Raw genomic sequence first — 24,780 nt, forward strand, 5'->3', positions numbered from 1 at the left:
CAATTGACCCTGCCGAGGGCACGCGGGACTCTTTGACTGTCTTTCCGGGAGAGAGCACCTCATGAAAGGGTTTTCCAAAATAGGCTGGGCGGTACTCGCCCTGCTCGGCGCCTTCTGTCTGGGCACCGTGGCCTTACGCCGCGGCGAACACATCAATGCCCTGTGGATCGTCGTCGCCGCCGTTTCGCTGTACCTGGTGGCCTACCGCTTCTACAGCCTGTTCATCGCCAACAAGGTGATGCAGCTGGATCCGACCCGGGCCACCCCGGCGGTGATCAACAACGATGGCCTGGACTACGTGCCGACCAACAAGCACGTGCTGTTCGGTCACCATTTCGCCGCCATTGCCGGTGCCGGCCCGCTGGTGGGACCGGTGCTGGCCGCACAGATGGGCTACCTGCCCGGCCTGCTGTGGCTGGTGGTGGGCGTGGTGCTGGCCGGCGCGGTGCAGGACTTCATGGTCCTGTTCCTGTCCAGCCGCCGCAACGGCCGCTCCCTGGGCGATCTTGTGCGGGAAGAGATGGGCCAGGTGCCCGGCACCATCGCGCTGTTCGGTGCGTTCCTGATCATGATCATCATCCTGGCGGTGCTGGCGATGGTGGTGGTCAAGGCGCTGGCCGAAAGCCCGTGGGGCATGTTCACGGTGATCGCGACGATGCCCATCGCGATCCTGATGGGCGTGTACATGCGCTACATCCGCCCCGGCAGGATCGGCGAGATTTCGGTGGTCGGCCTGATCCTGCTGCTGGCCGCGATCTGGTACGGCGGCAAGGTCGCCGCCGATCCGGTCTGGGGCCCGGCCTTCACCTTCACCGGCACCCAGATCACCTGGATGCTGATCGGTTACGGCTTCGTCGCCTCGGTGCTGCCGGTGTGGCTGCTGCTGGCCCCCCGCGATTACCTGTCGACCTTCCTCAAGATCGGCACCATCATCGCGCTGGCCGTCGGCATCCTGATTGTGATGCCGGAACTGAAGATGCCGGCGCTGACCCAGTTCGCTGCCAGTGGTGATGGCCCGGTGTGGAAGGGCGGCATGTTCCCGTTCCTGTTCATCACCATCGCCTGCGGTGCGGTCTCCGGCTTCCACGCGTTGATTTCCTCCGGCACCACGCCGAAGCTGCTGGCCAATGAAGCGCACATGCGCTACATCGGCTACGGCGGCATGCTGATGGAATCGTTCGTGGCGGTGATGGCGCTGGTGGCGGCCTCGATCATCGATCCGGGCATCTACTTCGCGATGAACAGCCCGGCGGCGGTGATCGGTGCCGATGCGGCCTCGGCGGCGCACTACATCACCAACACCTGGGGCTTCACCATCACGCCCGAGCAGCTGACCGCGACCGCGGCGGCCATTGGTGAACCGACCATCCTGCATCGCGCAGGTGGCGCACCGACACTGGCGGTGGGCATCGCGCAGATCCTGCACGAAGCGATTCCCAGTGGCAGCGACGCGATGATGGCGTTCTGGTACCACTTCGCGATCCTGTTCGAAGCGTTGTTCATCCTCACGGCAGTTGACGCTGGCACCCGTGCCGGTCGCTTCATGCTGCAGGACCTGCTGGGCAACTTCGTGCCGGCCCTGAAGAAGACCGAATCGTGGACCGCCAACATCATCGGTACCGCCGGCTGCGTGGCGCTGTGGGGCTACCTGCTCTACACCGGCGTGGTCGATCCGTTCGGTGGCATCCAGACGCTGTGGCCGCTGTTCGGCATCTCCAACCAGATGCTGGCGGGTATCGCGCTGATGCTGGGCACGGTGGTGCTGTTCAAGATGAAGCGTGACCGCTATGCGTGGGTGACGGCCGTGCCGGCCATCTGGCTGCTGATCTGCACCACCTACGCCGGCTTCATCAAGATCTTCGACAGCAATCCGGCGCAGGGCTTCCTGGCCCAGGCACACAAGTTCCAGGCCGCCCTCGCCAGCGACACCATCACGGCACCGGCCAAATCGGTGGCGCAGATGAAGCAGATCGTGGTCAACGCCTACGTCAACACCGGCCTGACCGCGCTGTTCCTGCTGGTGGTGGGCGCAGTGCTGGTGTATTCGATCAAGACCATCCTGGCGGCCCGCCGCAATCCGCAGCGCAGCGACCGCGAGACCCCATACGTGGCGCTGAAGCCGCATGAAATGGTGGATCTGTGATGAGCACGCAACTGGTTCCCGCCGGCCAGTACCAGGCACACCGCCGTATCTGGCGGCGCCTGGTGCAGACCGCACGACTGTGCTGTGGCATTCCTGATTACGACAACTACGTCCGGCACATGCTGGAAAAACATCCGGACCAGGAGCCGATGGATTACAAGACGTTCTTCCGCGAGCGCCAGGAAGCGCGCTACGGCGGACGCAACGGTGGTCGCTGCTGTTGAGGTTCCAGGGTGGGTGCCGGGCTTGCAGCCCGGCGCCCGCAGAGGCCGGAGCAACGGCAACAGCTGAGGCGTCGGCTCTGGGTTTCTGTGTGGTTGGCGGGGTGGTGTCGGATGGCGGGGACGCCGTAAACCCATCCCTGGGGGCTTGGCCGCGGCATCCATGCCGCGGACACCCCGCCATCCGACACCACCCCACCTTCGACAGATTTCCGGTGACGGCGAGATGCATCAGGGGTCAGATCCGTTTCCTCCGGGAAACGGATCTGACCCCTTCCATGTTCATGGAGGCCCATGAAGTGCATCCACGCATGGCGTGGATCTACACAAGCATGACGCCGGGGCGGCCCGGACTCAGCCGTTGGCCATCCACTTCAGGATCAGGCCAGTGACATAGGCCAGCCCGGTGCCGGTGGCGTAGCCCACCGTGCCCAGCAGCACGCCCACCGGAGCCAGCGTCGGATGGAACGCCGCAGCCACCACGGGGGCCGAAGCGGCTGCGCCGATGTTGCCCTGCGAACCGATCGCGAAGAAGAACAGCGGCGCGCGCAGCAGCTTGGCCACCACCCACAGCACCAGCACATGCGTGGCCATCCAGATCGCGCCGAGCAGGAACAGCCACGGCCGGTCCAGCAGCGACAGCAGGTTCATCTGCATGCCGATGCAGGCGATCAGGAAGTACAGGAACACCGTGCCCAGCCGCGAAGCGCCCGCGGCTTCCAGCCGGCGCGCACGGGTGAAGCTCAGGCCCAGGCCCATCGCGGTGGACAGCAGGATCACCCATACGAACTGGCTGTCCAGGCTGAACTGGCTGGCCCAGCTGACATTGGCCTTGAACCAGCCCGCCAGCGGCGCGGCGATGGCATGGGCCAGGCCGACGCCGCCCAGTGCCACGCCGACGATCACCATCAGGTCGGTCATGCTGGGAATGCGCGCGTTCTGCGCCTCGTAGGCACTGATGCGCGCCTTCATCTCGTCGATGGCACGGGTATCGGCACCGTTGCGGGTATCGATCTGCTGCGCGCGGTTGGCCAGGAACAGCAGGATGGCCATCCACAGGCTGGCGCAGGCCACGTCGACCACCGCGAACTGGCCGAAGGTGGTGGCATCGGTGCCGAACACTTCACGCATGGCCACCATGTTGGCGCCGCCGCCGATCCAGCTGCCGGCCAGCGCCGCCATGCCGGCCCAGGTATCACCGGCCACGGTTTCGGGGTGGATCAACTTCATCAGCTGGAACGAGACGATGGCGCCGAGCATGATGCCGGCGGTACCGGCGCAGAACACGATCAGCAGTTTCGGGCCGAGCTTGGCAATACCCTTGAGGTCGATCGACAGGGTCAGCAGGACCAGCGCGGCCGGCAGCAGCACGTCACGCGCGACCGGGTTGTACAGCGAGGTGTTGTGGCCGTCGATGACACCGGCGGTGTTGTAGATGGCGGGGACGAAGTAGCACAGCAGCAGCGCCGGCACCCAGGCGAAGATCTTCTTCAATAACGGGGTCGGGCCACTGGCAGCCCAGAAGATCAGGGCCAGGGTGGCGGCAATCAGGCCCAGGCCAACGATGTCGTTGCTGATCAGGGCAGTAGCGGGTTCGGTCGGCATGGGATCCTCTGTCGATCGAAAGAGCGGGAAAAAAAAGCGCCGCATGAAGCGGCGCACCCCGAGATTAACATTGTCTTCACGCCGGGTCATGCTGCAGTGCCGGCTGCCCTTTCCCGGAGCCACTCCCATGCAGCTCGGCGCCTTCTCCGTCAGCCTCTCGGTCAGGGACCTGGCGGCCTCCCGCAGCTTCTACGAAGCACTGGGCTTCTCGGTGACCGGTGGCGAGCCGGCGCAGAACTGGCTGGTGATGCGCAACAACGGCATTGTCATCGGCCTGTTCCAGGGCATGTTCGAGGGCAACCTGCTCACCTTCAACCCGGGCTGGGACCAGCACAAGCAGGAACTGCCCCACTTCCAGGATGTACGTGAACTGCAGGCGGAACTGGATGCGAAGGGCATTGAACTGGCGGTGCGTACCGACCCTCATGGGCGGGGCACCGGCTACCTGCAGTTGGCCGATCCCGACGGCAATGTGATCCTGATCGACCAGCATGTGGCGCGGCCGAACGGCTGGTAATGCGAACGGACATTGCGTGGGCAGGCGTCGACCTTGGTCGACGGGCAGCATGCCAACCAAGGTTGGCATCTACCAGGACGGCCGGTTCAGGCCGGACGTGAAGCGCTGAAATCGAGCGTGGCGCGCGTGCCACGCGGCTCGCAGGGCTGCAGCTGCAGGGTCCAGCCAAGGTGCTCGCAGAGCCTGGCGATCAGGTCCAGGCCGATGCCGCCGCCACGGTCGGCGCGCTCGCCGCGGGCCATCCGCGCGTGGATCGCCGCAATCTCCTCCGGGCTCATGCCATGTCCCGGATCCTGCAGGGTCAGCACCGCCGACGAGCTCAGGCGCAACTCAATGTGGCCACGCCCGCTGTTCTCGATGGCATTGCGCAGCAGGTTGCCGATCGCGGCCTGCACGACGGCCAGCGGCGCGACAATATCCACCGGGGCCGCCTGGATGCCGATGCTCAGGTCCTTGTCACCGAGCAGGTGACGATGGTCGTCGACGATTTCCGGCAGCAGCTGGTCCAGGGCGATGCGCTCGGCGCGTGCGGCTAGGCGCGCCGGGTCACGGGCCAGCACCAGCAGCAGTTCGATCAGCTGCTCCACGCTCTGCGCGGTGCGCAGCACGCGTTGCATCTGCTGGCGCGCGCGCTCGGGCAGGCCCGGCTGTTCCAGTGCCAGCTCTGCGGCACCGGTCATCACCGCAATCGGCGTACGCAGCTCGTGGCTGGCGGTGCTGATGAACACCCGCTCGCGTTCGACAAACTGCTCGTTGCGGTCCAGATAGTCGTTCAGTGCATCGGCAATGGTATGCAGCTCGGAGCTGCCACGCGGGTCGACCTCGATGCGCTGGCCCTGGACACCCGGCCGCAGCGCCGCGATGTGCTGCGCCAGCAGGCTCAACGGGCGCACCATGCGTTCCATGCCGAACGACGCCATCAGCACGGTGACGAAGATCATGATCACCCCGGCCAGCATCACCCAGCGCGTGGCGAACTGTTCCAGGTCATGGAAGTCGGAAATGTCCAGCGCCAGCGCCACCCGCCCCATCGAGCCGGTGTCACGCACCATCACCGCAGTCTGCCGCCCCTTGATCGGCACCCCGTCATGCAGCCCCGGGTGCAGCAGGCGCACGCTTTCCGGCATGTTGCCTTCATCGAAGCGGAACAGGCTGAGCGTGTCCGAGTCCTGCCAGCGATAGTGCGGCTCGTGCTCGGTGTGCTCGACGATGCTGTCCAGTTCGGAATTGAGCAGCGCGCGCCAGGCAGCGTGCTCCGCATGTTCATGCACGTAGTTGCCGACGCTGAACACCGCGATCGACAGCAGCGCCAGATAGCCCAGCAACCACCACACCACGCGCCGGTACAACGGCCCCGGCTTACTCGCCTTCATCATCATCCTTGCCGGCATCGCTGGGCGTGGTCACGGCCAAGCGGTAACCCACCCGCGGCAGGGTATGGATCAGTTTCTCGGCGAACGGTCCGTCCACACTGCGGCGCAGCTCGTAGACATGCGAACGCAGCAGGTCGCCATCCGGCGGTTCGTCGCCCCACAGAGCGAATTCCAGCTGCTGGCGGGTCACCGCGCCGGGGCTGGCGCGCATGAGCACTTCCAGCAGCTTGCGGCAGGCCGGGTACAGGTGCAGCACCTGGGTGCCGCGCTGGGCTTCCAGGGTGGCCAGATCCAGCACCAGATCGCCCACCTGCAGGCGCTTGCGCGGGTTGCGGCCCTGCGCACGCAGCAGCAGCGCTTCCAGCCGCACCTCCAGCTCCGGGAGTGCGAACGGCTTGGTCAGGTAGTCGTCGGCACCGGCGCGGAAGCCGGCAATCTTGTCCGGCAGCTCGTCACGCGCGGTCAGCATGATCACCGGCACTTCCGATGCATGCTCGGCGCGCAGCCGGCGCAGCACCTCCGGGCCCTCCATGCGCGGCAGCATCCAGTCCAGGATGACGGCGTCATACGGATGGCTCCCGGCCAGGTGCAGTCCGGTGATGCCATCCGGCGCCACGTCGAGCACGTGCCCGCGCGACTCGAAATAGTCGAACAGGTTGGCCACCAGCTGGCGGTTGTCCTCGATCACCAACAGACGCATGCATGAAACACCCACGGAAGTTCGTACCATGGTAGCGCCGCACATGTCGGAATGCGGTCGCCCCGGCGCCGCTCTGACGCTTTTCCCACCCCCGCCACCTCAGAATGGCCGTTTTGCTCCCGGAGCCTGCCGTGCCCGTAGCCCTGCCCCGCCGTTGGCGCCTGCCCCTGTTGTGGCTGCTGATCATTGCTGCGCTGGCAGCGGGGATCGGCCTTCGGCAGCCGCAGCCGCCGGACGAGCCGCGCTTCGTGCTGGCGGCCCGGACCATGGTCGAGAGCGGGCAATGGCTGCTGCCGCACCGTGGCGTGGAACTGTATGCGGAGAAGCCACCCGTCTTCATGTGGCTGCAGGCCGCCGCCTACGAGATCGTCGGCAGCTGGCAGTGGTCCTTCCTGCTGCCGTCGTTGCTGGGCGCCCTGCTCAGCCTGTGGCTGGTGTCGGACCTGGCGCGGCGGCTGTGGTCGCCACGACATTCCATCTACGCCCTCGCTGCGCTGTTCTGCACCCTGCAGTTCGGGCTGATGGCCAAGCGCGCGCAGATCGACATGGTGCTGGTGGGCATGACCACCGTGGCCCTCTGGGGCCTGATGCGTCATCTGTGTGAACGCCGCAACCTGCCTGCCCTGTGGCTGGCCGGCTTCGCCGCAGGCGTCGGCACGGTGACCAAGGGCGTGGGTTTCCTGCCGCTGCTGATGGTGCTGCCCTGGTTCGGCTGGTGGCTGTACCAGCGCCGCCGCGGACGCACGGTGGAGGGTCCGCATCCGGCAACCCTGCTGTGGCTGATCCCGGCCTTCCTGCTGGGTGTCGGGGTGTGGCTGGCGCCGCTGGGCTGGGCCCTGCTGCACACGCCCAGTGCCGAACTACAGGCTTATGCGCACGAGCTGCTGTTCAAGCAGACCGGCACCCGTTATGCCAATGCGTGGCACCACCGGCAGCCCGCCTGGTATTACCTGCAGGTGATCCTTACCCTGTGGCTGCCGGGCAGCCTGCTGCTGCCGATGCTGTTCAAGCCCTGGTGGCGCCGTATCCGCCGTGGCGACCGCCGCCAGTGGCTGCTGCTGGGCTGGGCCGTGCTGGTGCTGGTGTTCTTCAGCGCCAGCCCGGGCAAGCGCGAGGTGTACCTGCTGCCGATGTTGCCGGCGATGGCGCTGGCCGTAGCCCCGCTGCTGCCCGGCCTGCTGCGCCGCCTGTGCGTTCGCCGCTACCTGTTCGGCTACAGCGTGGTGCTGATGCTGGCCACTGGCACGCTGGGCGTGATGCTGCTGACCGAACACGCTTGGGCGGTGGCCCAGCTGGAACGCCGCGCCATGCCCGATACCCTGCTGCCGGTGCTGGGCGATGGCCTGCTGACCTTCGCCATCGCGCTGGCCACGCTGATCGTGTGGTTGCGGGTGCGCCGCGCGGCGACGCTGGTGCTGCTGACCCACGGCATGCTGTGGATGCTCTACGGCCTGGTACTGATCCCGGCGCTGGATCCCTATGCATCGGCGTCAGCGCTGATGCGCCGGGTCGGCGCGCGGATCGGACCGGATGCCGAACTGGCGCTGGTGGCCTGGCGCGAGCAGAACCTGCTGCAGGCCGACCGCCCGGTACGCGAATTCGGCTTCAAGCGGCCTTGGGCAGAGCAATGGCATGACGCCGGCCCTTGGCTCGCTGAGGCGCCGGACAAGCGCTGGCTGCTGGTGCTGGACGATGCGATGAGCCCCTGCGTGGACCCGGCCAAAGTGATCGACATCGGTGTTGCCAACAGGAATCGTTGGCAACTGCTTCCCGGTACCGCATGGAACCCGGAGTGTCACGCCGAGCGGACAGGATCGACTGCCGAAGAAGACTGAACGTTGACATGCGCCGGGGACTCATTAACCCGGCGCGAACGGGCGTCCGACCCTTCTCCGACATCAAGGTGACGAGCATGAGCGCGGATTCCCGAACCGCCCCTTCCCAGCATGCCCGTCCGTCCCCTTGATTCGGTAGCGCCGCTTGCGACATCACCACTGGCGTCTCGATTTGCCGTAACTCACCTCTGGCTGCCTGTCGCAATCGGTCTGCCGTTGTTTACGCTGCTGATGGGCTTCGGCGGCGATCAATGGGTGGCCGATCACCTGTTCCGTCTTGAAGGCAGCCACTGGGCGCTGCAGGACGCCTGGATCACCCGCAGCGTCGTGCACAAGGCCGGCAAATGGTTGAGCACGGCGGCGGCGCTGGTCGTGATCCTGCTGTGCTTCCACCACTGGCGTAAGGGTCGCGATCGCACCCTGCAATGGGCGCTGCTTTATGTCGTGATTGCCATGGCACTGGGCACCGGCGTGATCTCCCTGCTGAAGTCGCTGGTGCCGATGGAATGCCCGTGGGACCTGCTGCGCTACGGTGGCCACCAGCCTTTCATCGGTCTGTTCACCCTGCGCCCGGAAGGCATGCCAGCACAGGCCTGCTTCCCGGCAGGCCACGCCAGCGCAGGCTATGCGTGGCTCTGCCTGTACTTCTTCGCGTTGCTGTGGCGGCCGTCCTGGCGCTGGACCGGGCTCTGGATCGGCCTCGGCACCGGCCTGGTGTTCGGGATCAGCCAGCAGTTGCGGGGCGCCCATTTCCTTTCGCATGACATTGCCAGCGCGTTGATATGTTGGCTGCTTTCGTTGGGCCTGTATGTTCTGATCCACCGTCAGCTGGACCGTCCCCACCGCCAGGAGGCAAACGCATGAGTGCATCGGTCCAACGCCCCGCCCGCCTCCCCGCCCTTGCGGGTCTTCGCAACTGGCGGCCGCAGCTCTCCACGGAAGCACTGATCGCGCTGACCAGCCTGTTCTTCGCGGTGGCCGGCAACGGCCTGTTCTGGCACAGCGCGATGGCGAGCCATCCGGGCAGCCTGCGTTACGCGCTTTCGCTGCTGCTGTTGCTGCTGGGTGCGCACGGCGTGCTGCTGGGCATCCTGGTCTGGCGCTGGAATGCCAAAGTGGTAATCAGCCTGTTGCTGCTGGTGACGGCGTTCGCTGCGCACTACATGAGCCGCTACCACATCTATCTGGATGCGGACATGCTGCGCAACGTGCTGGCGACCGACCCCAAGGAGAGCCGCGAGCTGATGACCGTATCGCTGCTGTGGCCGGTGCTGCTGCTGGCCGTACTGCCGATGGTGGTGCTGTGGCGCGTGCAGCTGCGCCGACGCAGTTGGGGCCGCAGCCTGCTGTGGCGACTCGGCTTCCTGGTCGTGGCGGCGACGACCGCAGTTGGCGGTGCGCTGATCTCGTTCCAGGATGTCTCGGCGCTGATGCGCAACCAGCGCGAAGTACGCTATCTCGCTACCCCGGCCAACGTGCTGCTCGGTATGCCGCGCGCGCTGCGTGGCGACAACCCGGTGCAGCGCGCGCCGAAGCTGCCGATCGGCACCGACGCCAAGGCCACGCCACGCGCCCCGGCCAGCAAGCCGCGCCTGCTGGTGATCGTCATGGGCGAGACCGTGCGTGCACAGAACTGGGGGCTCAACGGTGGCCGCAACACCACCCCGGAGTTGGCCCAGGCACCGGTGATCAACTTCCCCGACATGCACTCCTGCGGCACCAGCACCGAAGTGTCGCTGCCGTGCCTGTTCTCGCCGTGGGGACGCCACGACTATGATGAAAAGAAGATCCGTGCACACCAGTCGCTGCTGCACGTGCTGAACCGCGCCGGCATCGCACCGTTGTGGCGTGACAACCAGTCCGGCTGCAAGGGCGTCTGCGAAGGGCTGGAGTTCCAGTCGCTGTCCGATGCGACCACGCCGGGGCTGTGCGCCGATGGCCGCTGCATGGACGAGATCCTGCTGCAGGACCTGGCCACCCAGGTGCGTGCCAAGCCCGGCGACCGCGTGGTGGTGCTGCACCAGCTGGGCAACCACGGCCCGGCCTACTTCGAGCGTTACCCGGCAGCCTTCGCGCGCTTCAAGCCAACCTGCGACACCCGTGACATCGGCCGTTGCTCTCGCGAAGAGATCACCAACAGCTATGACAACGCGGTGTTGTACACCGATCATTTCCTGAGCAAGACCATCGGCACCCTGCAGGGCATGCAGGATTACGACACGGCGATGATCTACCTGTCCGACCATGGTGAATCGCTGGGCGAGAAGGGCCTGTTCCTGCATGGCGTGCCGTATGCGATCGCTCCGGCCGAGCAGACCCGCGTACCGATGACGATGTGGTTCTCGCCGGGCTTCGCCAGCAGCCGTGGGTTGGACCTGCAGTGCGTGCGCAAGCGTTCGGCGGCGTATACCGACCACGACAACCTGTTCCCGTCGGTGCTGGGCCTGATGCAGGTCAAGACCTCGCTGTACGAGCGCGATCGCGACCTGTTCGCCAACTGCGAAGGTTGAGGGTTGTTCGGCAGGGCTTTCAGCCCTGCACCCGCGGTAGTGCCGGCCGCTGGTCGGCAGCCTCGACAGCAACAGCAACAGCAAATGCTGGCATTCCGTGGATTGGCGGGGTGGGTCCGGTGGCGGGGGACGCTGCAAGTACGTCCATGTAAGCTCGGTCGCCGCATCCATGCGGCTCACGCCCCCGCCACCGGACCCACCCCGCCTTCGACAGTTTTCCGCGCTCTGTTGGACATGCCGATGGGGTCGGATCCGTTTTCCGTAGGAAAACGGATCCGACCCCATTTTGATTGTCGATATCTGACAGATGTGTCGACCAAGGTCGACACCTACCGACAGCACATGGAATCTGTCAGAGGTGGGGCGGTGTCGGAGTGCGGGGTGTCAGCCGCATGGATGCGGCTGCCAAGCCTACACGGACGTACTTGCGGCGTCCCCGCACTCCGACACCGCCCCGCCAAATCACGGATAGTCCGCTGTTGCTTCGGCCTTCGCCGTTGCTTGAAAGCCTCTGCGGGTGCCGGGCGCCGCCCGGCCGACTTCCGCCACTTGCGGTCGCAGCCACTGCCCACTAGCCTTCGGCCGTCGTTCACCACCCAAGGACCGCCCGTGAAACACCGTCATCTCCTGCTGGCCTCGGCAATCGCCGCCGCCACGCTGGCCCTGGCCGCCTGCAAGAAGGAAGCTGCCCCAGGCACCGATACCGCCAGCAGCAGCGTCCCGGCCGGCGAAACCGCCGACCAGTTCGTGGCCCGCATCAATGCCGAATTCAAGGCCGCCTACCCGGAGATGACCTCGGCGCAGTGGCTGTCTTCCACCTACATCAACAGTGATTCCGAACGCATCGCGGCCAAGGCCAACGAGCGCTCGCTGACCCAGCTCAACAGCTGGATCGAGCAGGCCGCCAAGTTCGACGGCAAGCCGATGAGCGAGGACAGCAAGCGTGCGATCCACCTGCTGAAACTGATGTCCTCGATGCCGGCGCCGCGCGATCCGGCCAAGCTGGCCGAGCTGACCCAGATCGCCACCCGCATGGAAGGCAGCTACGGCGCTGGCAAGTACTGCACCGACGCCAACGATCCGAACTCCTGCCGCCAGCTGGGCGAGCTGGAACAGGTACTGGCGCGCAGCCGCGACTACGACAAGCAGCTTGACGCCTGGCAGGGCTGGCACAGCACCACCAAGAGCATGCGCGGCGACTACCAGAAGTTCGTCGGCCTGGTGAACGAAGGCGCCAAGGGCATGGGCTTCACCGATGCCGGCCAGATGTGGCGCAGCGGCTACGACATGCCGCCGGAGCAGATCGGCCCGGAAACCGACCGCCTGTGGGAACAGGTCAAGCCGATGTACGAGCAGCTGCACTGCTACGCGCGCGGCAAGCTGGACAAGACCTATGGCAAGGACAAGGCCGAAGTAGGCAATGGCCTGATCGCCGCGCACCTGCTGGGCAACATGTGGCAGCAGGACTGGTCGAACCTGTGGGACCAGCTGGAACCGTACCCGGGCGCCGGCAGCCTGGACATCACCGCGGCGCTGGAAAAGCAGTACCAGACCAACCTGAGCGCGGCGCTGGCCAAGGCCGGCAAGGATGCCAACGTGGCCGCGCAGTACAAGGCGCAGCGCGAGGCCGAACTGCGTACCGCCAAGCAGATGACCGAGCGCGCGCAGGACTTCTACGTGTCGCTGGGCATGCCGTCGCTGCCGCAGTCCTACTGGGAAAAGACCCAGTTCATCAAGCCTGACGACCGCGACGTGGTCTGCCACGCCAGTGCCTGGGACATGAACATGGAAGGCGACGTGCGCACCAAGATGTGCATCAAGCCGAACGAAGAGAACTTCACCACCATCTACCACGAGCTGGGCCACATCTATTACGACCTGGCCTACAACCCGCTGCCGCCGCTGTTCCAGGGCGGTGCCAACGATGGCTTCCATGAAGCGATCGGCGACACCATCGTGCTGGCGATGACGCCCAAGTACCTCAGCTCGATCGGCCTGGTCGATGCGCCGACCGAAAGCCGCGAGGCGGTCATCAACAACCAGATGCGCATGGCGCTGTCAGGCGTGTCGTTCCTGCCGTTCGGGCTGATGATCGACCGCTGGCGCTGGGGCGTGTTCGATGGCTCGATCACTGCCGACAACTACAACAAGGCCTGGTGGGACCTGAAGGCCAAGTACCAGGGCGTGGCGCCGGCCAGCACCCGTGGCGAAGAGTTCTTCGATCCGGGCGCGAAGTACCACGTGCCGGGCAACACTCCGTACACCCGCTACTTCCTGGCGCGCATCCTGCAGTTCCAGTTCTACAAGGGCCTGTGCGACGCGTCCGGCTACAAGGGCCCGCTGCATGAGTGCACCTTCTACGGCAACAAGGAAGCCGGCCAGAAGTACTGGGCGATGCTGAGCAAGGGTGCCAGCCAGCCGTGGCAGGCCACGCTGAAGGAGCTGACCGGTACCGACAAGCTCGATGCCGGCCCGATGATCGAGTACTTCACCCCGGTCAACGAGTGGCTGAAGCAGCAGAACGAAGGCCAGATGTGCGGCTGGCAGGCCAACGCGGCTCCGGCGGCGAAATGAGAAAAGGGGCGGGTCCGAAAGGATCCGCCCCTTTCCGGTAGTGCCGGCCGCTGGCCGGCAACTGCACGGTGGAAATCCGTCTGGCAGCCGGCCAGCGGCCGGCTCTACCGAAACAGCAGTCAAAGGCCAGATGTGCGGCTGGCAGGCCAGCGCGGCCCCGGCGGCGAAATGAAAAAAGGGGCGGGTCCGAAAGGATCCGCACCTTTCCGATAGTGCCGGCCGCCGGCCGGCAACTGCACGGTGGAAATCCGTCTGGCAGCCAGCCAGCGGCCGGCTCTACCGCAACAGCGGTCAGCTGTTCTTCTTCGCGGCCATCGCTGCGGCCAGCTCGGCCTTGAATTCCTCGAAGGTCTGGCCCTTCTCCCTGGCTTCGGCCTGTGCGGCATCGCGCAGCGCGTCGGAGTACATCAGGCGCACCGGCGTGCCATTGCGTTCGTGCAGCTCACCGGCCTGCATGATCAGCGCCAGCACCTGTGCGGCGCTTTCGCTGTGGCCGGCAATGCGGCCATCCATGCCCAGCACCCATTCGCCGTCGCGGCGCACGACACCGGCCAGCAGGGTGCGCTGTGCATCGCGCAGTTCCGCATGCGGCTCCACCGGCGAGGCCTGCGCGGCGGCCTTGTTGGCGGCCTGCTTTTCCTGGCGACGGCGCTGGTCGCGGCGGGTCTTGGAGCTGGTGGACATGGTGCGGTACCGCTGCGAAGGGGGGCGCAAGGATAGCGCACCCCGCCCGCAGCACCGCTTCACACCCCTCAGTCCAGCACTTTGCCGTGCCGCCAGTAGCCCATGAAGGTGATCGCGCGGCGGTCCAGCCCGCAGTCGCGCACCAGATGGCGACGGATCGCCATCACGGCCCCCGCCTCGCCCGCCACCCAGGCGTACAGCGGCCCGGTCACCCGGGTATCGGCCTGCTCCCAGAGGATCTGCGTATCGACGTCGATCTCCTCCAGCGCATCCCCGGCAGTCACGCCCGAGGTCGCTGCCAACCGCGCCTGGACCGCCTGCAGCAACCGCTGTCCGTAGGCGGCCTGCCCGCGCGGCAGCCAGACCAGCTCGGCGCTGGAGGGCGCCCTCAGGTGCACCGCATCACCGGCCTGCGCCACCTCCAGCAGCGCCAGCGTGCGCGGTGGGTCGACCATGGCCGCCAGCTCCTCGAGGATGCCGGCCACCGCAGGCAACGCGGTTTCATCGGCCACCAGCAGCACCTGGCCGACACCGGCCGGTGGCTTCCACTCCCAGCCCTCGCTGCTCCCGGCACAGTCGGCGTCCGGGGCCAGCAGCACCACGCGGTCGCCAGGGCGGGCGTGCATGGCCCAGCGCGAGGCGGGGCCGGTTTCGCCATGGATGACGAAATCGACGTCGACCTCGCCCTGCTCGGCGCGCAACTGGCGGATGGTGTAGGTACGCATCGGCGGGCGCTTGTCGTCCGGCAGGGCCCGGTAGCGTGGGTACCAGTCTTCACCGCTGGGGACCTGCGGCACCTCCTGGCCGGGCAAGGGGAAGAACACCTTGATGCGCTGGTCAGGGCCTTCGGTCTTCATCCGCGCCACGTCGGCACCGGTGAACACCATGCGGTCCAGGGAAGGGGAAAGAACGCGGCGCTCCTTCAGCGCCACCTCGAACAGGCGGTAGGTCTGCTGCGCAGCCATGGGGAACCTCATGCAACGACATCGGATTGGCTGGCTGTCGTGCATCCACGCACCGGCTGGCTGGAGTGCCCAGCCTAGTCCGGTCGTTCCTCTTCGCAAGCGTTGCGGGCAAAGCGGCCGGCCCTACCCCTGCGCGCTGCTCAATGGCCCGTGCAGGCCGCCTGTGCCGCGCGTTCACGCTGGTGTTCCCAGTACCAGAACACGAAGCCGGCGGCGAAGAACGCGGCCTGCCCCAGCGCCAGGTGCAGCGGGCTGGCGCTGAGCAGCGGCGACACCACGCCGGCCACCACCGTGCTGATCATCAGCTGCACGAAGGCCTGCAGCGACGAGGCCAGGCCGCGCTGATGCGGGTACATGTCCAGCACCGCCAGCGCCAGGATCGGGAAGATCAATGCCATGCCCATGCCGCCCAGGAAGATCGGCAGCACCGCCCACGGCAGCACGAACTGCGGCGACAGCGCCACGTAGCCGACATTCAGCAGCACCGACAGCGCACACAGGCCGAAACCAATGGACACCTGGCGGGTGGGCGTGGTGTGCCCGGCCATGCGCCCGGACAGGAACGAGCCGGTGGTCATGCCGCCGATGGTGGGGATGAACAGCCAGGCAAAACCACCCTCGCCCAGATGCAGGTGCTGCATCACGAACACCGGCGCCGAGGAGATGTACAGGAAAATGCCGCCGAAACCGATGCTGCCGGCCAGCGCCAGGCGCAGGAACCGCGGGTTGAAACCGATGCGCACGTAATCACGCAGCAGCACGCGCGGTGACAACGGCACCCGTGCCTCCACCGGATGGGTTTCCGGCAGGTAGCGTGCGGTGGCCGCCAGCAGGAGCAGCGCAAACATCACCAGGAACCAGAAAATCAGTGGCCAGCCGGCGCCACTGAGCAGGATCCAGCCGCCGATGATCGGTGCGATGGCCGGAGCGATGCCGAACAGCATCGATACCTGGCTCATCAGGCGCTGCGCGTCGTGTCCGTGGTACAGGTCGCGGATCACCGCGCGGCCGACGATCATGCCGACGCCCGCTGACAGGCCCTGCAGCGCGCGGAACGCCAGCAGCGTGGTCAGGTCGGTGGACAGCGCGCAGCCGACCGAAGCGCCGACGAACACCACCAGGCCACCGAGAATCACCCGCTTGCGGCCCCAGGCGTCGGACAGCGGGCCGTGCGCAAGGCTCATCAGGCCGTAGAACAGCAGGTACACGCTGATGGTCTGCTGCACCGCCACCTCGTCCACAGCCAGGCGCTGGGCCAGCTGCGGGAACGCCGGGAAGATGGTGTCGATCGAGAACGGACCGAACATGGCCAGGCCGGCGAGCAGCAGGGCCATGCGGCGGGTGGAGGGAGCAACAGCGGCGGTCATGGGAAAGGCGTCCGGCAGGGCCATGCGCGGCACGCACGGCGGGCGCCGGTCCCCTGCAGCAGGGACGGCGCCAGATGAATTCGGGTATCCGCCCATCATAGGTGGGGATTGCGCCTGATGCCATGCAGCAGTGCACAAAACGCACGGACGGGCCATCGGCCATTCAGGCGCGGCCTCCAGGACCGAAGGCGGCCGCCGCGCCCGCAACGGGCTATAATCGGCGGGCAACACGGTGGGAGAAGCGGAATACCGCTGCCGAAGGCGCAACGCCCGTAATCGCTCAGGCCCGATACCACCCGTAACACAACTCTGGAGAGACCGGTTCGATCCGGCGCCGAAGGGGCACGAAGCTGCGGTCCGCCGCGCTTTTAAACTCTCAGGCAAAAGGACAGAGGGGCGCCCCGCAGACCGCCGACCGGCGGCTTGTGCCCGTGCGTGTGCCCTTTCCTGACGGATCCTTCGCCATGTCCCAGAACACCCCTTCCCTGCGTGAGCTCGAGCACCACAACGCGTTCGTCGAGCGCCACATCGGCCCCAACGACGCCGAGATCGCGCAGATGCTCGACGTCGTCGGCCACGCGTCGCTGGATGCGATGACCGACGCCATCGTGCCGGCCAAGATCAAGTCGCCGGCACCGCTGGCACTGCCGGAGTCGATGACCGAAGTGCAGGCACTGGCGAAGATCCGTGCGATCGCCGACAAGAACACCGTGCTGCGCAGCTTCATCGGCCAGGGTTACTACGGTACCCACACGCCGAACGTGATCCTGCGCAACATCCTGGAAAACCCGGCGTGGTACACCGCCTACACCCCGTACCAGGCGGAAATCTCGCAGGGCCGCATGGAAGCGCTGATCAACTTCCAGACCCTGTGCGCCGACCTGACCGGCATGGAAATCGCCAACGCCTCGCTGCTGGACGAAGCCACCGCCGCCGCCGAAGCGATGACCCTGGCCAAGCGTTCGGCCAAGTCGAAGTCGGACACCTTCTTCGTGCACGACGCCGTGCACCCGCAGACCCTGGAACTGCTGCGTACCCGCGCCGAGCCCATGGGCATCGTGCTGCGCGTCGGCACCCCGGCCGAAGCGCTGGAAGCAGAAGCCTTCGGCCTGCTGCTGCAGTATCCGGACACCTTCGGCCAGGTCGGCGACTACAAGGCGCTGGTCGATGCCGTGCACGCACGCGGCGGCCTGGTGGCCGTGGCCACCGACCTGCTGGCCCTGACCCTGCTGGCTGCCCCGGGCGAATGGGGCGCGGACATCGTGGTCGGCAACAGCCAGCGTTTCGGCGTGCCGTTCGGCTTCGGTGGCCCGCACGCCGCCTTCATGGCCTGCCGTGACGCCTACAAGCGCTCGATGCCAGGCCGCCTGATCGGCGTTTCGATCGATGCCCAGGGCAACCCGGCCTACCGCCTGACCCTGCAGACCCGCGAACAGCACATCCGCCGCGAGAAGGCCACCTCCAACATCTGTACCGCGCAGGTGCTGCTGGCGGTGATGGCCTCGATGTACGCCGTTTACCACGGCCCGGAAGGCCTGACCCGCATTGCCCGCCGCACCCATCGACTGGCCTCGATCCTGGCCGCAGCGCTGCGCAATGCCGGCGTGCAGGTCGGTGGCGACTTCTTCGACACCCTGCACGTCACCGGCGTGCATGCCGATGAAATCCATGCCAAGGCACGCGCCGCCGGTTACAACCTGCGCGCGATCGACAGCGACTCGGTCGGCATCAGTCTGGACGAGACCACCACCCGCGCCGACATCGTCGCCGTGGCTGCGGTGTTCGGTGCCTCGCTGGACGTCGACGCGCTGGATGCCAGCACCGCCGACGCGCTGCCGGCCGGCCTGCTGCGCCAGTCCGCGTTCCTGACCCACCCGGTGTTCAACACCCACCACAGCGAGCACGAACTGCTGCGTTACCTGCGTTCGCTGGCCGACAAGGACCTGGCGATGGACCGCACGATGATCCCGCTGGGTTCGTGCACCATGAAGCTCAACGCCACCGCCGAGATGATCCCGGTGACCTGGCCGGAGTTCTCGCAGATCCACCCGCTGGTGCCGGCCGACCAGGCGCTGGGCTACAAGGAACTGATCGACACGCTGGAAGCGATGCTGGTCGAATGCACCGGCTACGACGCGGTCAGCCTGCAGCCGAACTCCGGCGCACAGGGCGAGTACGCCGGCCTGCTGGCGATCCGCGCCTACCACCGCTCGCGCGGCGAAGGCCACCGCGACATCTGCCTGATCCCGGATTCGGCGCACGGCACCAACCCGGCCTCGGCGCAGATGTGCGGCATGAAGGTGGTGGTCACCAAGACCGATGCCAACGGCAACGTCGATGTGGAAGACATCCGCCTCAACGCCGAGAAGTACAGCGACCGCCTGGCCGCGATCATGATGACCTACCCGTCCACGCACGGCGTGTTCGAGGAAGAGGTGGTCGAGATCTGCGAGATCATCCACCAGCACGGCGGCCAGGTGTACACCGACGGCGCCAACATGAACGCCCTGGTCGGCGTGGCCAAGCCCGGCAAATGGGGTTCGGACGTTTCGCACCTGAACCTGCACAAGACCTTCTGCATCCCGCACGGCGGCGGCGGCCCGGGCGTCGGCCCGTGCGCGGTCAAGGAGCACCTGGCCCCGTTCCTGCCGGGCAAGCTGGGTGACAACGGCCCGGTCGGCATGGTCAGCGCCGCCAGCTTCGGCAGCGCCTCGATCCTGCCGATCAGCTGGATGTACATCGCGATGATGGGCCGCGAAGGCCTGCGCAAGGCCACCCAGGTCGCGCAGCTCAACGCCAACTACATCGCCAAGCGCCTGGCCCCGCACTTCAAGACCCTGTACACCGGCCGCAACGGCCTGGTGGCACACGAGTGCATCCTCGACGTACGCCCGCTGGAGAAGACCAGCGGCATCGGCGCCGAGGACGTCGCCAAGCGCCTGATCGACTTCGGCTTCCACGCCCCGACCCTGAGCTTCCCGGTGGCCGGCACGCTGATGGTCGAACCGACCGAGAGCGAATCGCTGCACGAGCTGGACCGCTTCATCGACGCGATGATCCAGATCCGCGAGGAGATCACCGCGATCGAAGACGGCCGCCTGGACCGCGAGGACAACCCGCTGAAGAACGCGCCGCACACCGCCACCGCGGTGACCGCCAGCGAGTGGACCCACGCCTACCCGCGCGAACTGGCTGCCTTCCCGCTGGCCAGCCTGAAGCAGAGCAAGTACTGGCCGCCGGTGGCACGCGTCGACAACGTGTACGGCGACAAGAACGTGATGTGTGCCTGCATCCCGGTCGATGCCTACAAGGATGATGAAGTCGAGGCTTGATTCCTCGCGGCATCGGTAAAGAGAACGGCCCGCGCAAGCGGGCCGTTCTCATTGTGCATCACGGGTCCGGCATCTGCCCCAGGCTCAACTGCCACGACACGCCGAAGCGATCCTGCACCCAGCCGTAGCGGTTGCTGAAGTCATAGTCGCCCACCGGCATCAGCCAGTGGCCGCCCTCGCCCAGCACGCGCGCGGCGCGCTCGAACTGCTCGGCGCCGGAGCACTCGACGAACAGCGAGATCGACGGGCTGAAGGTGAAATCGTGCACGTCCAGGCTGTCAAAGCACAGGTAGTGGGTGCCACCGAGCAGGAAGATGGCCTGTCGGACCTGCCCGGGCACGCCGGCACCGGCGCCGTCCGGATGGCGCTGCATTGCCAGCAGGCGGAAATCGGCGAAGGCCTCGGCGTACAGGGCCAGCGCGGCCTCGGCCTGGCCGGTAAACATCAGGAAGGGGCGACTGCGCAGCATGCGGTACTCCCGGTCGACGGGCCGATGACGGCCCACACGATCAGGATGGCACGGCAGATGTGCAGCCCCCGTGGTAGTGCCGGCCGCTGGCCGGCAGCTTCAGTCACGCCTCGCGCATGCGCCGTGCGATGGCGCTGCCGGCGGCGATCGTGGCGGTCAGCGCCACCATCGACAGGAACTGCAGGCGGGTGTGCGACTCGCTCAGCAGCAGGCCGAAGATCAGCGCCAGGATCGCCAGCGCGCAGCAGGTCAGCCACGGGAAGCCCGCCATGCGGAACGGCAGCCGGGTACCCAGGCGATCTGCGCGGCGGCGCAACACCAGTTGCGAGACCAGCGACAGCGTCCACACCAGCAGGCAGGTGGAACCGACGATGTTCAGCAGCACCGGCAGCACCCGGTCCGGGAACAGCAGTTCCATCACCGTGGCGGCGAAACCGAACAGCACGCTGGCCAGCACGGCAATCACCGGCACCTGGCGCGGATCGGTCCAGCCCAGCACGGCCGGGGCTTCGCGGCGCTGCGCCAGTGAATACATCATGCGCGAGGCGCCGTAGAGGTTGGCATTGAGTGCCGACAGCAGCGCGATCACCGCGATCAGGGTGATGGCGGTGCCGGCGCCCGGAATACGGGCAATGTCCAGCACGGCGGCGAACGGCGACTTCAACGCTTCGCTGGTCCACGGCACGACGGCGATGATCACGCTCAGCGAGCCGATGTAGAACACCAGGATGCGCCACGCCACGGTGCGGATGGCACGGGCGATGCTGCGCTCCGGATCTTCGGTCTCCGCCGCCGCAACGGCCACGATCTCGGTGCCACCGAAGGCAAAAACGACAACCAGCAGTGCAGCGCCAATACCCGCCAGGCCCTTCGGCGCGAAGCCACCATGCTCGGTGAAGTTGCTCAGGCCCGGCGAGGTCACCTGCGGCAGCCAGCCCATCAGCAGCGCCACGCCGATGGCGATGAAGGCCAGGATCGCCGCCACCTTGAGGATGGCGAACCAGAATTCGAACTCGCCGAAGTTCTTCACCCCGAGCAGGTTGATCGCGGTGAAGAACAGCATGAAGGCCAGCGCCGCCATCGGTACAGGTACTGCTGGCCAGACCGTGGCCAGCAGCCCGGCCGCTCCCACCGCCTCGGCGGCGATCACGATCACCAGCTGCACCCACCACAACCAGCCGACGGTGGCACCGGCGGTGGCGCCCATGGCATCGGCGGCATAGACCGAGAACGCGCCACTGGTCGGTTTGGCCGCCGCCATTTCGCCCAGAGCGTTCATCACGATGATCACCAGCGCGCCGGCGACCAGATACGACACCAGGACCGCCGGACCGGCCGCCTGCACACCCACGCCCGAGCCGAGGAACAGGCCGGCGCCGATGGCGCTGCCCAGGCCCATCATGATCAGCTGGCGGGGCTTGAGCGAATGTCCGAGGCGGGACGGCGAAGCGGTCGGAATCGAGTTGGGCATCGGCAGGGCTGGCGGCGGGCTACAGGGGCGACACCTTACCCTGTCCCATGCCCGCGGGGATAGGCACAGCGCAGCAGGCGGCTCAGGCCAGTGCCGGCTCTCCGACACTGCCACCAATACGGGCACGGTAGGCACGCGGCGAGAAACCGGTTTCAGCCTTGAACTTGCGGGTAAAGGCGCTCTGGTCGCTGAAACCGCAGGCCTGGCCGATGCTGGCGATGCTCTCGTCACCGTGCAGCAGGTGCATGGCCATCTGGATCCGCAGCCGGGTCAGCACCTGCTGCGGGGTCATCTGGAACACCTTGCGGAAGCTGCGCTCCAGCTTGGACAGCGAAAAGCCGGTGATGTCCAGCAGGGTCTGCATGCGCACGTTCTCGGCGTAGTGCGCGTTGAGGTGGGCCAGCGCCAGCCGCAGCTGCTCGTACTGGGTACCCAGGCTGTCCTTCTGGCCAAGGTCGCGGGAAATGCCGATCAGGCCCTCGATGGCCCCATCGACCACCAGCGGACGCTTGCAGGTCAGGCACCAGCCCGGTTCGCGGTTGGCGAACAGGTGCAGCTCCATCAGGTTCTCGATCACCTCACCGGCCAGCACGCGGGCGTCCTGGTCCACGTAGTCGGCGCTCAGCCCGGTCGGGTAGATCTCCGCCGCGGTACGCCCGATCACGTCCTTGCGGGCGCGCAGGCCCAGCCGCCGCAGCATGGTCTGGTTGACGTGGGTGTAACGCCCCTGAAGGTCCTTGATGAAGAACAGCACATCCGGGATGGCGTCGAACAGGGCTTCGATGTCGGCGGGCTCGACTCGCATGGAACAAGCATACCCGAGCCTGCTTTTGCCTGTACGTTCACCTTTGCCGGACCTCGGTTTAACGGGCCCGGTTCCAGTGTCGTGGTTCTCTTTGAGCATCCGGAGCCAACGTCAATGGCCGCCAGCAAGCCGACCGGCAAGCGCGCAACCACCCACGCCGAGAACCACCACCGCGGCAACGGCGATGAACTGCACCAGCAGGCCGGGGGCAGTCATCCGGCGATGACCACCGATCAGGGCATCCCGGTGGCAGACAACCAGAACTCCCTGCGCCAGGGACCTCGGGGGCCTACGCTGCTGGAGGACTTCATCCTGCGCGAGAAGATCACCCACTTCGACCATGAGCGCATTCCCGAGCGCATCGTGCACGCCCGCGGCAGCGCTGCGCATGGCTACTTCGAGTTGACCCGATCACTGAAGGCGCATACCCGCGCGCGCATCCTGACCGAGGTTGGCGTGAAGACACCCGTGTTCACCCGCTTCTCGACCGTGGCCGGTGGCGCAGGTTCGGTGGACACCCCGCGCGACGTGCGCGGCTTCGCGGTGAAGTTCTATACCAGGGAGGGCAACTGGGACCTGGTCGGCAACAACATCCCGGTGTTCTTCATCCAGGACGCCATGAAATTCCCGGACCTGGTGCACGCGGTGAAGATGGAACCGGACCGTGCCTTCCCGCAGGCCGCGTCGGCCCATGACACGTTCTGGGACTTCATTTCGCTGATGCCCGAATCGATGCACATGATCATGTGGGCGATGAGCGACCGCGCCATACCGCGTTCGCTGCGGATGATCGAAGGCTTCGGTGTGCACAGCTTCCGCCTGCTGAACGAGGCCGGCGAGTCAACGTTCGTCAAGTTCCACTGGCGGCCCAAGCTGGGTATCCAGTCCACGGTCTGGGACGAAGCGCTGAAGCTGCAGTCGGCCGACAATGACTTCCATCGCCGTGACCTGTTCGAGGCCATCCAGCGCGGCGACTTCCCGGAATGGGAACTGGCGGTGCAGTTGTTCACCGAAGAAGACGCCGACGCATTCCCGTTCGATCATCTGGACCCGACCAAGATCATTCCCGAATCGCTGGTGCCGTTGCAGGTCATCGGACGCATGGTGCTGGACCGCTGGCCGGACAACTTCTTCGCCGAGACCGAGCAGGTGGCTTTCTGCCCGGCCAACGTGCCACCGGGCATCGACTTCAGCAACGACCCGCTGCTGCAGGGGCGCCTGTTCTCCTACCTGGACACCCAGCTGCTGCGCCTGGGCGGCCCGAACTTCCACCAGATCCCGGTGAATGCGCCCAAGTGCCCGTTTGCCAATCATCAGCGCGACGGCCACATGCAGATGCAGGTTCCCAAGGGCCGGGTGGCCTACGATCCCAGTTCGCTGCAGGAGGACACCCCGCGCGAGACGCCTGCCGGATTCCGCAGCCATGCCAGCGCCGACGATGGCCGCAAGGGTCGCACCCGCGCGGAGAGTTTCGCCGACCACTACAGCCAGGCCCGCATGTTCTTCCGCAGCCTCGAAAAGCCGGAGCAGGCGCACCTGGCATCGGCGCTGGTGTTCGAGTTGTCCAAGGTGGAAACGCTGAAGGTGCGGGTACGCACCGTCAGTCACCTGCGCAACATCGATGACTCACTGGCGCAGCGCGTGGCCGATGGTCTGGCGTTGCCTGCACTGCCCGACCCGGCGCCGACCGCTACCCCAGTGCGGGACATGCCCCCCGCCCCCGAAGTGCGGGTGATCGGTCGCAACAAACCCACCCTGCAAGGGCGCTGCATCGGCATCCTGTTCGATGAGGGTTCTGATGCCCGGATCATTGCCAGCCTGAGCAAGGCAGCCAGGAAAGCAGGTGCGGATGTGAAGCTGGTCGCCCCCAGAGTGGGTGGCGCCACGCTCAGCGATGGCGCGCTGCAGGCGGCGGATGGGCAACTGGCGGGCACCCCGTCGGCCGTGTTCGATGCAGTAGCCGTGGTGCTCAGCCCGGAAGCGGCGAAGGCCTTGTCGAAAGAGAGTGCAGCCATCGAATTCGTCAGCCAGGCGTGGGCGCACCTGAAGGCCATCGCCAGCGATGCGGGCGGCCAGACGCTGCTGAAGGCGGCAAGGGTCGGCAACGACGCCGGCATCGTCGAAGCGGAAGACGCCAAGGCATTCCTGGCGGCGGCCGCCACCCGCCAGTGGGCGCGCGAACCCAAGCTGCGCCTGCTGGCCTGACTAC

18 protein-coding genes and 1 riboswitch are annotated in these 24,780 nt (G+C 66.6%); of the genes, 9 read left to right on the top strand and 9 right to left on the bottom strand.

Translation table 11 applies throughout. The features are described 5' to 3' along the window. The first annotated feature begins 61 nt into the window (after positions 1-61). Both AC5P9L_RS17925 and AC5P9L_RS17930 read left to right on the top strand, forming a co-directional pair. Positions 62-2,143, top strand: coding sequence for a carbon starvation CstA family protein (locus AC5P9L_RS17925; protein ID WP_005410612.1), 2,082 nt, complete (start codon positions 62-64; stop codon positions 2,141-2,143). Then, the gene (locus AC5P9L_RS17930; protein ID WP_005410613.1) at positions 2,143-2,367 is read left to right on the top strand and encodes a YbdD/YjiX family protein; all 225 of its coding nucleotides are present in this window, start codon (positions 2,143-2,145) and stop codon (positions 2,365-2,367) included. The genes AC5P9L_RS17925 and AC5P9L_RS17930 overlap by 1 nt, the downstream gene beginning before the upstream one ends. 351 nt (positions 2,368-2,718) lie before the next feature. Here the strand turns inward: AC5P9L_RS17930 and AC5P9L_RS17935 are convergent, their stop codons facing one another. Further along, positions 2,719-3,969: a DUF819 family protein gene (locus AC5P9L_RS17935; RefSeq protein WP_005410614.1), complete on the bottom strand. Its 1,251-nt coding sequence runs from the start codon at positions 3,967-3,969 to the stop codon at positions 2,719-2,721. A gap of 127 nt (positions 3,970-4,096) precedes the next feature. Between AC5P9L_RS17935 and AC5P9L_RS17940 the strand changes: the two genes are divergently transcribed. Then, complete coding sequence (locus AC5P9L_RS17940) at positions 4,097-4,486, top strand: VOC family protein (protein WP_012480982.1); 390 nt, start codon at positions 4,097-4,099, stop codon at positions 4,484-4,486. Positions 4,487-4,572: 86 nt separating this feature from the next. On the opposite strand, the gene AC5P9L_RS17945 is transcribed toward AC5P9L_RS17940, so the two are convergent. Further along, positions 4,573-5,859, bottom strand: a complete 1,287-nt coding sequence (locus tag AC5P9L_RS17945) for a sensor histidine kinase (protein WP_012480983.1) — start codon at positions 5,857-5,859, stop codon at positions 4,573-4,575. Beyond that, the gene (locus AC5P9L_RS17950) at positions 5,846-6,559 is read right to left on the bottom strand and encodes a response regulator transcription factor (RefSeq protein ID WP_005410617.1); all 714 of its coding nucleotides are present in this window, start codon (positions 6,557-6,559) and stop codon (positions 5,846-5,848) included. Before AC5P9L_RS17950 ends, AC5P9L_RS17945 begins: the two co-directional genes overlap by 14 nt. A 131-nt stretch (positions 6,560-6,690) precedes the next feature. On the opposite strand from AC5P9L_RS17950, the gene AC5P9L_RS17955 reads away from it, so the two are divergent. The 4 genes from AC5P9L_RS17955 (at position 6,691) to AC5P9L_RS17970 (ending at position 13,478) form a co-directional block, all read left to right on the top strand. Then, the gene (locus AC5P9L_RS17955) at positions 6,691-8,394 is read left to right on the top strand and encodes an ArnT family glycosyltransferase (RefSeq protein ID WP_005410618.1); all 1,704 of its coding nucleotides are present in this window, start codon (positions 6,691-6,693) and stop codon (positions 8,392-8,394) included. A gap of 111 nt (positions 8,395-8,505) precedes the next feature. After that, positions 8,506-9,258 (top strand): phosphatase PAP2 family protein, encoded by a 753-nt coding sequence (locus AC5P9L_RS17960; RefSeq protein WP_133050364.1) that lies wholly within the window; start codon positions 8,506-8,508, stop codon positions 9,256-9,258. Next, on the top strand, positions 9,255-10,904 hold the full coding sequence (locus AC5P9L_RS17965; protein ID WP_279915918.1) for a phosphoethanolamine transferase: 1,650 nt from the start codon (positions 9,255-9,257) through the stop codon (positions 10,902-10,904). The genes AC5P9L_RS17960 and AC5P9L_RS17965 overlap by 4 nt, the downstream gene beginning before the upstream one ends. Before the next feature lie 609 nt (positions 10,905-11,513). Further along, entirely contained in the window at positions 11,514-13,478 is a 1,965-nt protein-coding gene (locus AC5P9L_RS17970; protein WP_279915767.1) for a M2 family metallopeptidase, read from the top strand. Between the two features lie 291 nt (positions 13,479-13,769). On the opposite strand, the gene AC5P9L_RS17975 is transcribed toward AC5P9L_RS17970, so the two are convergent. From AC5P9L_RS17975 to AC5P9L_RS17985, 3 genes are all read right to left on the bottom strand, one after another. Beyond that, positions 13,770-14,162: a hypothetical protein gene (locus AC5P9L_RS17975; protein ID WP_005410623.1), complete on the bottom strand. Its 393-nt coding sequence runs from the start codon at positions 14,160-14,162 to the stop codon at positions 13,770-13,772. A 68-nt stretch (positions 14,163-14,230) separates the two neighbouring features. Further along, complete coding sequence (locus AC5P9L_RS17980) at positions 14,231-15,127, bottom strand: siderophore-interacting protein (protein WP_088436294.1); 897 nt, start codon at positions 15,125-15,127, stop codon at positions 14,231-14,233. 140 nt (positions 15,128-15,267) lie between these two features. After that, on the bottom strand, positions 15,268-16,494 hold the full coding sequence (locus AC5P9L_RS17985; protein WP_024956946.1) for a multidrug effflux MFS transporter: 1,227 nt from the start codon (positions 16,492-16,494) through the stop codon (positions 15,268-15,270). 299 nt (positions 16,495-16,793) lie between these two features. Next, positions 16,794-16,896, top strand: a riboswitch (glycine riboswitch). A gap of 62 nt (positions 16,897-16,958) precedes the next feature. Here AC5P9L_RS17985 and gcvP point away from each other — a divergent pair. Then, positions 16,959-19,826 (top strand): aminomethyl-transferring glycine dehydrogenase, encoded by a 2,868-nt coding sequence (gcvP, locus tag AC5P9L_RS17990; RefSeq protein WP_024956945.1) that lies wholly within the window; start codon positions 16,959-16,961, stop codon positions 19,824-19,826. A 58-nt stretch (positions 19,827-19,884) separates the two neighbouring features. Here gcvP and AC5P9L_RS17995 read toward each other — a convergent pair whose 3' ends face one another. The 3 genes from AC5P9L_RS17995 to AC5P9L_RS18005 all read right to left on the bottom strand — a co-directional run bounded on the left by AC5P9L_RS17995 (position 19,885) and on the right by AC5P9L_RS18005 (position 22,571). Continuing rightward, entirely contained in the window at positions 19,885-20,295 is a 411-nt protein-coding gene (locus AC5P9L_RS17995) for a VOC family protein (RefSeq protein ID WP_005410627.1), read from the bottom strand. A 103-nt stretch (positions 20,296-20,398) separates the two neighbouring features. Further along, positions 20,399-21,766, bottom strand: a complete 1,368-nt coding sequence (locus AC5P9L_RS18000; protein WP_005410628.1) for an amino acid permease — start codon at positions 21,764-21,766, stop codon at positions 20,399-20,401. An 82-nt stretch (positions 21,767-21,848) separates the two neighbouring features. Next, positions 21,849-22,571 (bottom strand): helix-turn-helix transcriptional regulator, encoded by a 723-nt coding sequence (locus AC5P9L_RS18005; protein ID WP_005410629.1) that lies wholly within the window; start codon positions 22,569-22,571, stop codon positions 21,849-21,851. 114 nt (positions 22,572-22,685) lie between these two features. Between AC5P9L_RS18005 and AC5P9L_RS18010 the strand changes: the two genes are divergently transcribed. Continuing rightward, on the top strand, positions 22,686-24,776 hold the full coding sequence (locus AC5P9L_RS18010) for a catalase (protein ID WP_005414177.1): 2,091 nt from the start codon (positions 22,686-22,688) through the stop codon (positions 24,774-24,776). Positions 24,777-24,780 lie beyond the last annotated feature (4 nt).

The organism is Stenotrophomonas sp. YJH_SMC_64 (assembly GCF_059371375.1).

Excerpts from the sequence above, each read along its gene's own strand:
- AC5P9L_RS17925 (WP_005410612.1), top strand. The coding sequence starts at position 62 with ATGAAAGGGTTTTCCAAAATAGGCTGGGCGGTACTCGCCCTGCTCGGC.
- AC5P9L_RS17930 (WP_005410613.1), top strand. The coding sequence starts at position 2,143 with ATGAGCACGCAACTGGTTCCCGCCGGCCAGTACCAGGCACACCGCCGT.
- AC5P9L_RS17935 (WP_005410614.1), bottom strand. The coding sequence starts at position 3,969 with ATGCCGACCGAACCCGCTACTGCCCTGATCAGCAACGACATCGTTGGC.
- AC5P9L_RS17940 (WP_012480982.1), top strand. The coding sequence starts at position 4,097 with ATGCAGCTCGGCGCCTTCTCCGTCAGCCTCTCGGTCAGGGACCTGGCG.
- AC5P9L_RS17945 (WP_012480983.1), bottom strand. The coding sequence starts at position 5,859 with ATGAAGGCGAGTAAGCCGGGGCCGTTGTACCGGCGCGTGGTGTGGTGG.
- AC5P9L_RS17950 (WP_005410617.1), bottom strand. The coding sequence starts at position 6,559 with ATGCGTCTGTTGGTGATCGAGGACAACCGCCAGCTGGTGGCCAACCTG.
- AC5P9L_RS17960 (WP_133050364.1), top strand. The coding sequence starts at position 8,506 with ATGCCCGTCCGTCCCCTTGATTCGGTAGCGCCGCTTGCGACATCACCA.
- AC5P9L_RS17965 (WP_279915918.1), top strand. The coding sequence starts at position 9,255 with ATGAGTGCATCGGTCCAACGCCCCGCCCGCCTCCCCGCCCTTGCGGGT.
- AC5P9L_RS17975 (WP_005410623.1), bottom strand. The coding sequence starts at position 14,162 with ATGTCCACCAGCTCCAAGACCCGCCGCGACCAGCGCCGTCGCCAGGAA.
- AC5P9L_RS17980 (WP_088436294.1), bottom strand. The coding sequence starts at position 15,127 with ATGGCTGCGCAGCAGACCTACCGCCTGTTCGAGGTGGCGCTGAAGGAG.
- AC5P9L_RS17985 (WP_024956946.1), bottom strand. The coding sequence starts at position 16,494 with ATGACCGCCGCTGTTGCTCCCTCCACCCGCCGCATGGCCCTGCTGCTC.
- gcvP (WP_024956945.1), top strand. The coding sequence starts at position 16,959 with ATGTCCCAGAACACCCCTTCCCTGCGTGAGCTCGAGCACCACAACGCG.
- AC5P9L_RS17995 (WP_005410627.1), bottom strand. The coding sequence starts at position 20,295 with ATGCTGCGCAGTCGCCCCTTCCTGATGTTTACCGGCCAGGCCGAGGCC.
- AC5P9L_RS18000 (WP_005410628.1), bottom strand. The coding sequence starts at position 21,766 with ATGCCCAACTCGATTCCGACCGCTTCGCCGTCCCGCCTCGGACATTCG.
- AC5P9L_RS18005 (WP_005410629.1), bottom strand. The coding sequence starts at position 22,571 with ATGCGAGTCGAGCCCGCCGACATCGAAGCCCTGTTCGACGCCATCCCG.
- AC5P9L_RS18010 (WP_005414177.1), top strand. The coding sequence starts at position 22,686 with ATGGCCGCCAGCAAGCCGACCGGCAAGCGCGCAACCACCCACGCCGAG.